General features: G+C 40.1%; 12 protein-coding genes. 3 read left to right on the top strand and 9 right to left on the bottom strand.

Translation table 11 applies throughout. The features are described from left to right. The first annotated feature begins 62 nt into the window (after positions 1–62). Positions 63–344 (top strand): GNAT family N-acetyltransferase, encoded by a 282-nt coding sequence (locus R2Q94_RS19990; RefSeq protein WP_316823258.1) that lies wholly within the window; start codon positions 63–65, stop codon positions 342–344. 111 nt (positions 345–455) lie between these two features. Here the strand turns inward: R2Q94_RS19990 and R2Q94_RS19985 are convergent, their stop codons facing one another. From R2Q94_RS19985 to R2Q94_RS19955, 7 genes are all read right to left on the bottom strand, one after another. Continuing rightward, positions 456–1,736, bottom strand: a complete 1,281-nt coding sequence (locus tag R2Q94_RS19985; RefSeq protein ID WP_316823257.1) for an acetyl-CoA hydrolase/transferase family protein — start codon at positions 1,734–1,736, stop codon at positions 456–458. A gap of 145 nt (positions 1,737–1,881) precedes the next feature. Next, positions 1,882–2,775 carry a sterol desaturase family protein gene (locus tag R2Q94_RS19980; protein WP_316823256.1) on the bottom strand — a complete coding sequence of 298 codons (894 nt, stop codon included), beginning with the start codon at positions 2,773–2,775 and terminating at the stop codon, positions 1,882–1,884. 2 nt (positions 2,776–2,777) lie between these two features. Then, the gene (locus R2Q94_RS19975) at positions 2,778–3,572 is read right to left on the bottom strand and encodes a DUF4249 domain-containing protein (RefSeq protein WP_316823255.1); all 795 of its coding nucleotides are present in this window, start codon (positions 3,570–3,572) and stop codon (positions 2,778–2,780) included. A 21-nt stretch (positions 3,573–3,593) separates the two neighbouring features. Beyond that, complete coding sequence (locus R2Q94_RS19970; RefSeq protein ID WP_316823254.1) at positions 3,594–6,239, bottom strand: TonB-dependent receptor; 2,646 nt, start codon at positions 6,237–6,239, stop codon at positions 3,594–3,596. A gap of 105 nt (positions 6,240–6,344) precedes the next feature. Beyond that, positions 6,345–7,415, bottom strand: a complete 1,071-nt coding sequence (locus R2Q94_RS19965; protein WP_316823253.1) for a FecR family protein — start codon at positions 7,413–7,415, stop codon at positions 6,345–6,347. A gap of 35 nt (positions 7,416–7,450) precedes the next feature. Then, entirely contained in the window at positions 7,451–8,059 is a 609-nt protein-coding gene (locus R2Q94_RS19960) for an RNA polymerase sigma-70 factor (protein WP_316823252.1), read from the bottom strand. 65 nt (positions 8,060–8,124) lie between these two features. Further along, the gene (locus tag R2Q94_RS19955) at positions 8,125–9,255 is read right to left on the bottom strand and encodes a metallophosphoesterase family protein (protein WP_316823251.1); all 1,131 of its coding nucleotides are present in this window, start codon (positions 9,253–9,255) and stop codon (positions 8,125–8,127) included. Between the two features lie 192 nt (positions 9,256–9,447). Here R2Q94_RS19955 and R2Q94_RS19950 point away from each other — a divergent pair, with 192 nt between their 5' ends. Both R2Q94_RS19950 and R2Q94_RS19945 read left to right on the top strand, forming a co-directional pair. Next, a complete protein-coding gene (locus R2Q94_RS19950) occupies positions 9,448–9,906 on the top strand; it encodes a GyrI-like domain-containing protein (RefSeq protein WP_316823250.1) in 459 nt (152 codons plus the stop codon). Positions 9,907–9,973: 67 nt separating this feature from the next. Then, positions 9,974–12,016: a M13 family metallopeptidase gene (locus R2Q94_RS19945; RefSeq protein ID WP_316823249.1), complete on the top strand. Its 2,043-nt coding sequence runs from the start codon at positions 9,974–9,976 to the stop codon at positions 12,014–12,016. Positions 12,017–12,101: 85 nt separating this feature from the next. Here R2Q94_RS19945 and R2Q94_RS19940 read toward each other — a convergent pair whose 3' ends face one another. After that, positions 12,102–12,530 carry a CBS domain-containing protein gene (locus tag R2Q94_RS19940; RefSeq protein ID WP_316823248.1) on the bottom strand — a complete coding sequence of 143 codons (429 nt, stop codon included), beginning with the start codon at positions 12,528–12,530 and terminating at the stop codon, positions 12,102–12,104. Positions 12,531–12,601: 71 nt separating this feature from the next. Next, positions 12,602–14,116 (bottom strand): GH3 auxin-responsive promoter family protein, encoded by a 1,515-nt coding sequence (locus tag R2Q94_RS19935; protein WP_316823247.1) that lies wholly within the window; start codon positions 14,114–14,116, stop codon positions 12,602–12,604. Positions 14,117–14,124 lie beyond the last annotated feature (8 nt).

The raw sequence follows: 14,124 nt of genomic DNA, 5'->3' as shown, positions 1-14,124 counted from the left end.
CAATAGAATTGAAAACTTCCATTTGGGAATCTTCATACTGTGAAACCAACTAATTTATTCTTATGAAAATTGAACATCTCAACGAAAATAAAGGTGGCTATTTTAAAGCTGTAAATGAGGACAAGATAGCAGCGATGATGAATTATGCCTGGGCTGGTCCGTTAAAAATTGTCATAGAACATACAGAGGTAAAACCTGATTATTCCGGGCAGGGCTTGGGAAAAATGTTGGTTTTAGCAGCAGTTGATTATGCCAGAGCTCAAAAAGTGAAGATCCTTCCTTTATGCCCATTTGCTAAAAGCATATTTAATAAGGACGAAACTTTAAATGATGTCCTTTTTTAAGAAAAACTCTAGTAGTTTACCATTGATTGCATGAACCATTACAACGATGCATGGTTCATGCAATGTTAAACCATCCTGGTTTAGGTATTCTTATCTGGCATTCCCTGATATTTAGTGATTAAACCGGTCATGGAAAGCACGTTCCAATTCTTCCCTGTGCATGGGATGTGCCAGGTTGATTAATGCTTTTGCTCTTTGCTTTAAACTCATTCCAAAGAGATTGACTTTTCCATATTCCGTCACAATCCAGTGTACATGTCCCCTTGTGGTGACCACCCCGGCTCCTTGTTTCAGAAATGGAACAATTCTGGAAATCCCTTTTGAGGTTACCGAAGGGAGCGCAATAATTGGTTTTCCACCTTCGGAAAGCGAAGCCCCATGGATGAAGTCCATTTGCCCTCCAATACCAGAATATTGATAAGTACCCATAGAGTCTGCACAAATTTGTCCGGTCAGGTCCAGTTCAATGGCAGAATTAATGGCGGTTACCTTAGGATTTTTTCTAATGATACTCGTATCATTTGCATAAGAGATATCCATCACGCGGATGATAGGGTTGTCATTTACAAAATCATATAACTTCCGGGTGCCAATCATAAAAGAAGTAATGGATTTTCCGCGGTTGATTTTTTTAAGACTATTATTGATGACCCCGCTTTGGATTAAAGGGATTACCCCGTCCGACAGCATTTCAGTATGTAAGCCCAGGTTCTTATGTCCGCTGAGGTTTTTCAATACCTGATCAGGAATTCCGCCGATCCCCAACTGTAGCGTTGCCCCATCTTCTACTAAAGAGGCGATGTGGGCACCGATGGTCACGGTAGCTTCACTGGTTTTTGCGGAATAATCGACTTCCGGTAATTCCTGTTCAAAATAAACGAGCGCATGGATTTCCCGGATATGGATAAAACCATCACCATGTGTTCTTGGCATTTTGGGATTTACCTGTGCAATAATGTGCTTTGCGGTATCTACTGCTGCTCTGGCAATATCAACGGAGGTCCCTAATGAACAATAGCCATGAACATCCGGTTCAGATACCTGGATCAGTGCTACGTCTATGGGTAAGAATCCTTCCTTAAATAATTTAGGAATCTGGCTCAGAAAAATGGGAATGTAATCACCATTCATGCTATTTGCGACCGCTCTGGTATTTGCAGAAACAAATAGGGAATTAAAGAAAAAGCTTTCCCTGTAAGGTGATTGGTTAAAATCAACATCACCAAGTGTGGTGATGCTGGTAATTTCTACATTCTTTAATTCCTGATGTCGGTTTTGTAAGGTTTTAATCAGGTGAACCGGTGTGGCCGCGCTACCATGAATAAATACGCGATCACCTGATTTAATGACTTTTAAGGCTTGTTCTGCAGTACTATAGTTGGGGATGTTCATAGATTTTAATCAGCTTTAAGGAAATTTTAGCGTTCAATTCTATACCTAACAAAAAGGTAAGGATTTTGTGTGCTAAATCTGCTGACAAATCGACATAAATCAGGTGATCATCATCATTTTAATACCTGACCTTCATCAGTAAGCTTTAAGGTTGATCCATTAACTCTTTTTGAAGTGCTTTTGAGGTTTTTCCAGTCCCATCATGATTCCATCCAGGAGGATTAAACAGGTATTTCAGTTTGTTCTTCCAACCCGGTGCTTTTTTAACATCATTTGAAAGTGCAAATAGCTCATGAAAGATGATATTGACTGCGCCATGTCCTTCCGGCTGTGAGGTTAATCCATAATGAATCTCTTCTTCTGGGATTTCTTCCTGAAATGTCCCAAACCAACGATCCCATAAAATCAGCACCATTCCCATGTTTTTATCCAGATAACGAATATTGCTGGCATGGTGAACCCGATGATGAGAAGGGGTCACGAAGATATACTCAATCCATGGGTGTAGTTTTCCTATCGCTTGTGTATGTACCAGATTGCCATAAATCTGTGTGATCAGATAGGCAAAAAGAATATCGAAGGCATTGAAACCCATAAAAGCCAATGGTAAATAGAAAAATACACGATATAAAGGCTCAAATACAGTAGACCTAAAGCCAGTAGTCAGATTGAAAAATTCTGATGAATGGTGGGTCACATGCATCGCCCAGAATAAACGTACATAATGCCCGGTAGTATGTAACATCCAATATAAAAGATCCTGTGCCAGGATCAATACAATCCAGTACAACCAAACATTCGAAATTTCAAAAAGACGGTAGTGTTCATAGCAATAATCGAGTAAAAAGAAAGTTGCTGTTTTCATGGTCAGGTTCACCACAAAAGCGGCCACCATCAGGTATACATTGGTTAAAGTATCACGCCCATGATACACTTTTTTGTCATGGGCGTAGCTAAAGTACATTTCAACCAGGGTTAGGATTACAACAAATCCAAAGAGAGTAACAATGCTCAGGTTCTTGTCTAATAACTCATTCATTTTTAAGGGATCACTAATGTTCTTTTTTCTGTGGTTTGCGCACTGAAGAAGCCAAGAGCGCCACCTGTTAAATTACTTTTCGGATTAGCCGGTGCTGCACCATTGTCAGAACCTTCTGCACCAGATAAACTGAAAAGGTAAAGGTAAACAGAAGCGTCAATACTGTGCATTTCTAAACTCAGTTTATCACCTTTTTTAAAGTTCCTTGACAAATCATCGGTTTTATTCTCAAAAATGACCGGGGTGTTTACTTCCTGACCTGGAGTGAATTGGTCGTTCATCAGGCTGAAATTCCGTTGCCTTTTACCATTGACAAACAGCTCAAACCAATAAAAGTTTGTTTGATTTGCCGGGTCTTTGTACTTCACATATGTAGTGACTTTCAGGCTGTCAAAATCTTTCGGTTTCATGTAAAAGTCTTCAAAAGGAACCGGCTGTGGCATGGTGCTGGTAGCGGTAAAAGTTTCTCCTTCTATAGAAACACTGAGCTGGTATGTTTGTCCGGGAATCCCGGTTAAGGAGGGTAGTTTATAAACCCCAGGACTGGTTTCCGGAATGGTATAAACGGTGCCATTATTTTCAATTTTCACCATACCTCCACTCAACCCATTAAAAGGATTACTATCTATAAAGTTTCTGGTTTTACTGAGGAGGATGCTACAGCTGCCCGGTTCATTGGTCAACGTTCCTTCAATTACATATTTTACTTCGTTATCCTTGTATTTTAAATCGATTACCTTTTCACAGGAACCAAATAATATTGGGATGAATAATAATAAGCAGGATATATTTTTCATGGGTTATTCTTGTAGGGAGTTTTAAAATTTAAAGTCATAAGAGATGGAAGGAACAAATCTAAAAAGGGTAGTTTTTACCGCTTCTGTTACATTGGGATCATTTTCATTTTCCCGGAAGCTGATTCTATAGGCATTCGCTCTGCCATATGCGTTGTATAAGCTAAAGCTCAGTTCCGAAGAAAAGTTCTTTCTCTTTTTCAGGATGTGTGTAGCGCCTAAATCCAGACGGTGATAGGCGGGCATACGATCTGCATTCCGCTGAGAATAATAAAAATAGCTTTCACCGAGTAAGGTGTATTTCCCATTGGGATAAGTAACAGCATTTCCTGTTGCGAATACCCAGTTCGCCGATAATGACCATTTTTTGCTCAGCTCATACAAGGCTACAATAGAAATATCATGTGTACGGTCCTGACGGGTATTGTACCATTGGTTGTTGTTGATCCCATCTACCTGTCTCTCTGATTTGGAAAGTGTATAAGCCAGCCAACCACTCAGTTTTCCTGTTTTCTTCTTCAATAGCCACTCTATCCCATAAGCACGGCCTTTCCCATAAAGTAACTGTGTTTCTATAGGTTTGTTGGTGTAGATATCGGCACCGTTGCGGTAATCGATCTGGTTTTTTAGATCTTTATAATAGGTTTCTACAGTGAATTCATAGCGATCACCCGCCAGATTTTTATAATAACCTACAGAAACCTGGTCGCTCAGTTCTGGTTTAATGATATTGGTACTGGCGGTCCATCGGTCTACGGGAGAGGCGGAATTCGAATTAGAAATCAGGTGTAAATTCTGCGCATTGCGAACATAGGATGCTTTAATTGCTGCCGATTCAGAAAGCTGGAGGGAAGCAGCGATTCTAGGTTCCAGATTCAAATAAGTCTTTACGATTTCTCCGCTTTTATAGGTTCTTTCTCCAGTGACCTGACCCGCATCATTGATCTGATAATAAGTGCCTTTACCAAGTATGCTAAAAGTCGATAAACGGAGGCCATAGGTTAGACTCAGACCTTCACTTACTTTCCAGGTATTGCTTGCATAAATTGCATTATCCAGAGAGAAGCGGTTTTCCAGATCCTGGGAAACCATACCTGAATTACCCGCTGCCCTTACTTCTCCTGGCTTTATGGTATGGAATATGGAATTCAACCCAAAGCTAAGTGTGTTTTTATCATTTATATACCATTGAAGATCCTCTTTAAAGTTCCAATCCCTGATTTGAGAAAATAAGCTGAGGGAACTTTCTTCTTCTTCCGAACTGATTTTATAATTGTAATTGCTGAAAATCAGGGAAGTATTAGAAAATAATTTGCCGCTAAACAAGTGGTTCCAGCGTAAGGTGGCTGTTGCATTCCCCCAATTGATTCCGGCTACCTGATCTGCTGCAAGGACATCTCTACCAAAATATCCGGATATAAAAAGTCGATCTTTGTCGCCCAGGATATAATTAGCTTTGGCATTAACATCATAGAAGTATAAACTGCTGCTGTTAATGGTAGAATCTTCAGATAATTTAAGAAAAGCATCCAAATAGGTTCTGCGGGCGGAAATCAGAAAGGATGACTTTTCTTTTTGTATTGGTCCTTCTAAATTTAATCTTGCCGCAATCATTCCTACACCACCACTTAGGCCAAATTTCTGAAGATTTCCATCATTCATTTTTACATCCATTACAGAAGAAAGACCACCACCATATTGTGCTGGCATACCGCTTTTATAAAGCGTTACATTTTTGATGGCGTCTGAGTTGAATGTAGAAAAGAAGCCGAGCAGGTGAGAAGCGCTATATACTGGGGCTTCATCTAAAAGAATCATATTCTGGTCTGCACTTCCACCGCGAACAAAAAATCCCCCGGAACCTTCACCAGATGATTTTACACCAGGCAGCAGCTGTAAGGTTTTGATCACATCACGCTCGCCAAGTACCATTGGAATGTTCTTCGTCTCCGTAAGATTGATGCGTTCCATGCCCATTTGCGGATTATCTATATTTCTTTTTGCGCTGCTGGATGTGATGGTCACCGTTTCCAGTTCATTCGCATCTTCATCCAAAGCAATATTTAAACGCTGAGCAGCATGGAGGTCTATGGACCTGGTCAGGCTACGAAATCCAATGGCAGAAATCTCTATTTGTTGTGGACCTGAGGGTAAACTGATGGTGTAAAAGCCATATTCATTGCTCAGGGTGGCCACTTTAGTTCCAACTAGTCGCAGCGTTGCCGCAATGAGTGTTTCTCCGGTTTTGGAAGAAGAGATCGTACCACTTAAATTGTACTTGTCGGCGCTCTTTGCCGGATTTGCCGCCGGCTCGGCCATCGGCTTTTTTACTTTAGCCGGGTCATATTGTACAAGAATTTCCTGACCCAATGTTTTAAATTTGAAAGGATGACCTGAAAGCACAATGGTCAGCACTTCATTCAGGCTTTTATTTTTGACTTCCACACTTACTTTGGCAGTACTATTGGCAACCTGTTCATTATAGGTGAACTTTACCTGAGCAGATTTGCTGATTTTATCCAATGCTGTTTTTAAGGGTTCTTCTTTTATATTGATGCTTAGATGTTTGTCTAATGGGGATTGTGCATGGGCTTTTAGTTGCATCAGGAGTATAAATAGCAACATGAAGGCAATTAATGCCAGGAACCTTACAGGTTCGTATTTTTTCATAACTTTATATTAAATATTGATTTGATCTGCCCTTAAGTTCTCAAGGCTCGGGCATTTTTAAATGAATTTGGTATTTGTCCGGTTTCTTTCCTGGAAACCGGACATTTATTTTAGAATTACATACTGCCCTCCATCTTCTTTCCATTCGGTTTCCATTACTGTACATAATTTTTGCAGGCTTTGCTTTAAAGGGGTATTCATGTCTAAATGACCATAAAATCGGTGTTTTTGCAATTCAGGGGAGAGCTTGATTTGTACCTGGTATTGCATTTCCAGATCTTCGACTACTTCCTGGAGTGCTGTTCCTTTGTAATCAAACAATCCTAAACGTCTTTCCAGAAAATCCTGTGCATCCGGGAAATTTATGGTGCTGATCGTTTGCTGCTCTTTGTCGACAGACACACGTTGGTTGGCTGTAATAATGGCTTCTTTTCTCTTACCTGCAGCATCAAGTGATACGGCAACTTTTCCATTGAGCAAGGTGATATTCACGTTTTCTTCATTTGAATAGGCGGATAGGCTAAAGCTGGTACCTAGAACCCGTGTGCTTACTTTCCCTGTTTTGATGATAAAAGGGTGGCTGGCATCATGCGCGACTTCAAAAAATGCTTCACCATCCAGGCTGACCAGACGATGATTCCCTTTAAAGCTGGCTGGGTAAGTTAGTTTACTATGTGGACTTAACCATACTTTTGTACCATCTGAAAGTTGTAATTGCCGGCGACTGTTATTTACGCTGGCGATTTCCATCTTTGGCGAAATTTCAAAGGCGGTCCACAATTCGGCACGATACAAATAAATGCTGCAAAAAATCAGGAGCATTGCGGCAACTGCAGAGATGTACCTGAACATTGGGTACGATTTCCGGGTAGGGAAGTCTGAATGCTGAGGGACATTTGGAGCAGCTGTATCTGGAATAGTAAGATCTGCCGGGTGTAAATCTGAATTTATAATAGATGAATTCTCCGGTTGATTTTTCAGGGGGAGAAAACTTGGGAACAAACCAGTTGCCGGAGCCATAGGAATTTGGTCCCAGGTAAGGGATAACAGTTGTACCAGGTTTTCTTCGTCTTTTCCTTCGTTGATCAGAACAAAGAAACGGTTCAACTCTTCCGGGTTACAGCGGTTGTATAAATACAGTTGATACAGATGATTTAGTTCTTCTTTTTCTTCCATGACTACTTACTATACAACTGTAAGCAGAGGTAGGACTAGTTGGAATGAAAATAATTTGAAGAAGCAAGAATAAAACAGATGACTCCACCATTTTTGCGGACATATTCCCGCACAAACTTACTGGCTTCCACCATGTGGTTTTTTACGGTATTTTTGGAAATGCTCAGTTTTATTGAAATTTCCTCGTGACTAAGCTCTTCAGATCGTACCATTTGATAGATGAGTTTCTTTTGCGCAGGTAGCTGTGCAATTGCTTCTTCATAAACTTTCCTAAGTTCTTTTTCGAGTAAATGATCTTCTGCCCGACTCGTATTCGTTGAAATACGCTGGAATACCTCATCCTGTAAAGCCTTTTCGCGGGCAACCTTCTTCAGGTGGTTCAGTACATGATGCAATGTGATTTTTTTGATGTAGCCTTGAAAAGAAAAATCCGTATTGATTTGCTCCTTTTTTTGCCAGAGTCTGATGAATACTTCCTGTACAATTTCTTCGGCCGTATCTGCAGATTTACTCAATTGAAAAGCATAACTGTAGACTTTGTTTCGGTATTGGTTGTAGATTTTTACAAATGCAAGCTCATCTCCCTCTTTCAATTTTATGAGTAGTTCCTTGTCCTCCAGTTGCTCCAATCTTTGTTTCTCCATGAATATCCGACCCAATGTTATAAAAAATAAACAAGAAAACAGAAGGGGGGACAGACAATTGACAACTACCTGCCAGTCAGATCAACAGTAAATTCATCAAATAACCGGGCTTCCTGATCATTATTTTCATGGTTTTCCCTGGAAATGGTATAATATTGACCTTTTATGGTAAATTTAAATGGTGTTTTTTCAATGGCAATTTTAAGGAAGCCATGTTTGTTGTCGCAATAGTTTTCCAAAATCACCTGGTCAAATAATTCATTTTCTGTTTGGTAGCCTGGTTCCTCGGGATCAGCTAAAGCATGTAGCTCATCAAATCCTCCGGCTCCCGCAACCACAAAAGGTAAGGTTTTGCCATCGGGAAAATGCCTGGTAAAACGCTGGTAATTGTGGACATGGCCACTAAAAATCAGGTCTGGTTTTACGCCTGCTGCAGCAAATGAAGCTTCTAAAAATTCAACCATAGCTTTGCTGGAACCATGATTTACATCTGCAGAGTATGGAGCATGGTGCATGCATATAATGATCGCCTTTTCAGAACTGTACTTTGCGGCATGCTTTAACTCTTTAATAAACCAGTCCTGTTGTTCTTTTTTGATACAACCAAACTTCGGTACATTGGTATGGAGTCCGATAATCGTAGCCAGCGGACTTTCCATAGTCCAATAAACATTGGGTTGAACCTGGCTTTTTCTTTTGATCTCTGTCCCAAAGTGTATTGTTGCAGGGCAGGTATTGCAGAATGCCGTATAAAAAGCCTCAAGTGGCTCATAGTGCTCTGCTGAATTTGGGTTAACGTCTGTGTCGTGGTTTCCAGCGATGGCGTAAATGGGGCCAGGATAGCTTTCATAGGGTTTCAAAAACTGATCCTCGTACTGTCCTGCTTCACCAAAATGATAAACGAGATCTCCTAAATGGTATAGAAAAGAAGGACGTTCTTCCGGACAACTGGCTTGTAAATATTGTTGTGCCATCTGACTGGCAATTTCTTTTTGTAACTGAGGTTGTTTAAATCCACCAGTATCACCTACCATATGGAATACCATTGCCTGGGGATTAGGGTTATCAGGTTTTGGCTTCAAATCTAAGCGATAAGGGTAGCTTCCTGTTGGAGATGGCAATGGTTGGAAAGTATGACTGTCATCTACCTGATCTTTTTTTAATACTGCTTTATAAAGAATCTTTGTACTGATCATCGTCGGGTGTTTTTGATTTATGATGAAGTTAAGGGCTTTATGTTAAGTGGAGATTAAGGACTGGTTATTTAACGTAAATTTAAAGAAGGGATCATTTAAAATGTCGGAATTGAAAATATCTGCTGACCACTGACATACTGTTGTCATCTGTGCATTTAAATTTGCAATCAAAATCATTAAACAATCTGAAAAATGGAACAAGTTACATTAAGTCCTTTCTATATCGTTGGCGTTTCGGTAAGAACCAGTAATGCAGCTGGCAAGTCGGCAATAGACATTCCTGAATTATGGGCAAAATTCAGCACCGAAAATATTGCAGCAAAACTTAAGAATCGACTTGGAGATGAGGTCTATAGTGTATACACTGATTATGAAGGAGATTATACGCAGCCTTACACTACTGTGATCGGGTATGCCGTTGAAAACCTCGGGCAAATCCCTGAAGGAATGCAAGGAATAGCCATTACTGGCGGACCTTATCAAAAGCATACCTTAAAAGGAAATATGAACGAAGGTTTGGTTTATAATGCCTGGCTAGACATTTGGAAGTCAGACGTATCACGTGCATATACTGCTGATTTCGAAGTCTACGGTGAAAAAGCCCAGAACCGGGAAGCTGCAGAAGTTCATATTTTTATTGCAGTAAGCTAATTTTATCCGGCTAACCACCGATTCCATATCTTTTGTTAAATTTGAGTTATACCTATATTATTTATATATGATAAATATCAAAAAATCAATTGGAATTCAGGTGGTTGCAGGATCAATGCTGCTGCTGTCTGCTTGTAGTAATTCCGACAAAAATGCGGAATTACACTCAGGAATCTTCCTTAAAAACATGGATACCACTGTAGCTCCGGGTAACAATTTCATGGAGTATGTGAATGGAACCTGGATTAAAAACACGAAGATTCCCGCAGATAAATCTTCTTATGGCGCCGGAGCTATTGTCAACGACAAAGCACAGGAAGATGTAAAGGCCATTATCGAAAATGCGGCTAAGGATAAATCTGCAGAAGGCTCTGATCAACAGAAGATTGGCGATTTTTATGATTCTTATATGAATATGAAAGTTCGCGATTCTATCGGTTTAGCCCCAATGCAGTCGGAATTTCAAAAAATTGATGGCATTGCTTCCAATAAAGATCTTGCTGCGTATTTCGCATATGCGAATAAGATCGGAAACTATATTCCTTTTAGTGTAGGCATTATTGAAGATTTTAAAGATCCAAAAAAATACATGCTATACACCTGGCAAGGTGGGTTAGGTTTACCGGAGAGAGAATATTACTCACTTCAGGATGCCAAATCAAAAGAAATTCGTGCAAAATACCAGGTTCACATTGAAAAGATGTTAGGTCTTGCAGGTGTTCCGGACGGAAAAGCTAAAGCGGCTCAGATCATGGCATTGGAGACTTTATTGGCTTCTAAGCATATGAAAAAGGAGGAAACGAGAAATATGGCCGGCCTTTATAATAAATATGCGATTAAGGATTTAGGTAAACTGACCCCTGATTTCGACTGGACTACCTTATTAGCTGAAGCTGGTGTTAAAAATCAGGACAGTATAGTGATTACTCAGGTAGCCTATACCAAAGACCTGAATTCTATTTTCAAAAATACACCATTGGATACCTGGAAAACCTATTTAAAGTGGAGTGCGTTGACAGGTGCAGGTTCGGCACTGACTACTGCTATCGATGAGGAAAACTTTGATTTTTATGCTAAAACATTGTATGGTGTTAAAGAGCAAAAACCGAGATGGCGCAGGGCAGTGGATGTAGTGAACAATAGCCTGGGCGAGATGGTAGGTAAATTATATGTAGAAAAACATTTTCCACCTGCAGCAAAAGAGCGCATGTTGAAATTGGTGGAGAACTTATTGAAATCTTACGAAGCCAGCATTAAAGAATTGGATTGGATGAGTCCTGAGACTAAAAAACAAGCTTTAGTGAAAATCAGTAAGTTTACTCCTAAAATTGGTTATCCTGATAAATGGAGAGATTATTCTTCTCTAAAAGTAGTTAAACATGACCTTTATGGAAATGAGAAACGTTCTGCTGAGTTCGAGTATAACCGCAATCTGAATAAATTGGGTAAACCAGTGGACCGCTCTGAGTGGGGTATGACTCCACAAACGGTGAATGCTTATTACAACCCTACATTGAATGAAATTGTGTTTCCTGCAGCGATCTTACAACCTCCTTTCTTTGATATGAACGCAGAAGATGCCGTTAATTACGGTGGTATCGGAGCGGTGATCGGTCATGAAGTAGGACATGGTTTTGATGATCAGGGCAGTACTTTTGACGGCGATGGTGTGATGCGCAACTGGTGGACTCCAAAAGACAATGAAGAATTCAAAAAAAGAACTCAGGCTTTGATTGCACAGTATAGTGCTTTTAAAGTATTTCCGGATTTAAATGTAAATGGTGCATTTACTTTAGGAGAGAATATCGGCGACCTAGGTGGTTTAAGTATCGCATTGAAAGCCTACAAAGCCAGCTTAAATGGTAAACCAGCACCAGTAATGGATGGTTTTACAGGAGAGCAAAGGGTATTTCTTGGTTGGGGACAAGTTTGGTTAAACAAATCCAATAATGAATCACTGAGAAATCAGGTAGGTACAGATCCGCATTCTCCTGCTCAGTTCAGGGTAAATGGTGTGGTAAGGAATATTCCTGACTGGTACACTGCCTTTAAGGTGACGCCAAAGGATTCGTTATATCTGGCACCAGAAAAGCGTGTTAAAATCTGGTAATTTCTAACAACGATGATCCCAATAATATAAAAGCCGGTTCTGTTTAATCAGAACCGGCTTTTGTATTAAAGTCAGGTTTTAAATTTTAGCTGCTGATATAACTCTCTAATTGAGAAATGGTTTGTTTTTGATCTTCAATGATGAATTTCACCACGTCACCAATAGAGACCATACCCATCAATTCCCCAGCTTCAATCACCGGCAAATGGCGAATGTGTTTATTGGTCATCGTTTGCATACAATGATCCAAACTATCTCCTGGTGCTACGGTGATCGGCGTAGAGGTCATGACCTCATTAATAGGGGTATCAATGGATGTCTTCCCCTGTAAAATGATCTTTCGGGCATAATCCCTTTCCGTAAAAATCCCTAATAGTTTAGGCCCCTCCATAATGAGGAGGGCACTGATGTTTTTTTCCATCATCACCTGAAGTCCTTCTAACACGGATACATCGGCAGAAACGGAGAAAATCTGAGGTGATTTAGTGCTGAGTAATTGCTTTACGGTTTTCATAACACATTAATAGTTAGCTAATTAAATTTAATGAAATAAAAGCTAATTTCCAATAAGTCCAGCCGAAAAAATTATTTAGTCATCATGGGCAAAATTTCTTCAACATAGGTACGCTCATTTGCCAATCGGGGAACTTTATGCTGTCCACCTAATTTTCCCTTAGATTTTAACCAATTATAAAAGGTATTGTATGGTGCGTTATGAACCTTAGGACGGCGTAAAGCCATGTCTTTAAATCGTTTCGCATCATAGTCTGAATTCACTTCCCTTAAGGTGGCATCTAAAATGTCTACAAATTTCTCAAAATCATTGGGTTGCTGATCAAATTCTATGATCCATTCATGGCCTCCAACTTCCTCTCCCTTAAAATAAATAGGGCAGGCTGTATAATCCTTGAACACCGCATTCGTTTCAGTACAGGCCTTGCAAATCGCTTGTTCTGCATTGTCGATGATGACCTCTTCTCCAAATGCGTTGATGAAATGTTTGGTACGTCCGGTAATTTTGATTCGATAAGGGGAAAGGCTGGTAAACTGCACAGTATCACCAATCATGTAGCGCCAAAGCCCACCATTGGTAGAAATGATGATGGCGTAATTTTTATGGAGTTGTACCTGATCTAAGGATAAGGTTTCTGGATTTTCAGTATCAAGCAATTCAATCGGCAGAAACTCATAATAAATGCCATAGTCCAGCATTAAAAGCAGTTCATCGGAATTTACTTCATCCTGGATTCCGAAGAAACCTTCAGAAGCGTTATAAGTTTCCAGATAATACATCTGGTTGCAAGGAATCAATTCTTTGAATTGCTCTCTGTAAGGCTTGAAGTTTACAGCCCCATGAATATACAGCTCCAGATTTGGCCATACTTCCAGCAGGTTTTTTTTGCCGGTGATTTCCAATACTTTTTTAGCCAGCACGATGGTCCAGGTAGGGACACCCGCAATATTGGTTACATTTTCTTTAATGGTGGCTTCGGCCATCTTTTCCATTTTCTCCTCGTAATTATCCATTAGGGCAATGGAAATATTTGGCGTCCGGTAATATTCGGCCCACATGGGAAGATTTTTAATCAATACAGCCGATAAATCTCCATAAAAGGAATCTTCATTGAGCTGGTTGATCTGGTGACTACCACCGAGCACCAATCCTTTTCCGGTCAAGATCTGGTTGTCTGGCCGGTTATTGCAAAAGATAGAAAGTAAATCTTTTCCACCTTTAAAATGGCATTCCTGTAAGGACTCTTCGGATACCGGAATGAATTTGCTCCGGTCACTGGTTGTGCCGGAAGATTTGGCAAACCACTTAATTTCTGTAGGCCAAAGGATATTTTGCTCACCTTTGAGCATCCTTTCTATGAATGGTTTTAGGCTTTCATAAGTTTGTATGGGTACCCTTTGCTTAAACTGTCTGGGAGAGAGAATAGAACGGTAATCATATTTTGTTCCCCATTCTGTATCGGCGGCACTGGAAATCAGTTTCTGAAACCATTCCTCCTGAACATCATGTGGGTATTTAATAAAAAGCTCAATCTGGTGGACGCGCTTTTTCATATACCAGGTAAAAATTGAATTTACTATAGCCATCTGTTGTT

The organism is Pedobacter gandavensis (assembly GCF_032678465.1).
In the GTDB taxonomy this organism is placed as follows: Bacteria; Bacteroidota; Bacteroidia; order Sphingobacteriales; family Sphingobacteriaceae; genus Pedobacter; species Pedobacter gandavensis_B.
The sequence above is the reverse complement of the archived record's forward strand: the minus strand, read 5'-3'. Positions and strand labels throughout refer to the sequence as shown.

Coding starts and splice junctions, on each gene's coding strand:
- R2Q94_RS19990 (WP_316823258.1), top strand. CDS start 63: ATGAAAATTGAACATCTCAACGAAAATAAAGGTGGCTATTTTAAAGCT.
- R2Q94_RS19985 (WP_316823257.1), bottom strand. CDS start 1,736: ATGAACATCCCCAACTATAGTACTGCAGAACAAGCCTTAAAAGTCATT.
- R2Q94_RS19980 (WP_316823256.1), bottom strand. CDS start 2,775: ATGAATGAGTTATTAGACAAGAACCTGAGCATTGTTACTCTCTTTGGA.
- R2Q94_RS19975 (WP_316823255.1), bottom strand. CDS start 3,572: ATGAAAAATATATCCTGCTTATTATTATTCATCCCAATATTATTTGGT.
- R2Q94_RS19970 (WP_316823254.1), bottom strand. CDS start 6,239: ATGAAAAAATACGAACCTGTAAGGTTCCTGGCATTAATTGCCTTCATG.
- R2Q94_RS19965 (WP_316823253.1), bottom strand. CDS start 7,415: ATGGAAGAAAAAGAAGAACTAAATCATCTGTATCAACTGTATTTATAC.
- R2Q94_RS19960 (WP_316823252.1), bottom strand. CDS start 8,059: ATGGAGAAACAAAGATTGGAGCAACTGGAGGACAAGGAACTACTCATA.
- R2Q94_RS19955 (WP_316823251.1), bottom strand. CDS start 9,255: ATGATCAGTACAAAGATTCTTTATAAAGCAGTATTAAAAAAAGATCAG.
- R2Q94_RS19950 (WP_316823250.1), top strand. CDS start 9,448: ATGGAACAAGTTACATTAAGTCCTTTCTATATCGTTGGCGTTTCGGTA.
- R2Q94_RS19945 (WP_316823249.1), top strand. CDS start 9,974: ATGATAAATATCAAAAAATCAATTGGAATTCAGGTGGTTGCAGGATCA.
- R2Q94_RS19940 (WP_316823248.1), bottom strand. CDS start 12,530: ATGAAAACCGTAAAGCAATTACTCAGCACTAAATCACCTCAGATTTTC.
- R2Q94_RS19935 (WP_316823247.1), bottom strand. CDS start 14,116: ATGGCTATAGTAAATTCAATTTTTACCTGGTATATGAAAAAGCGCGTC.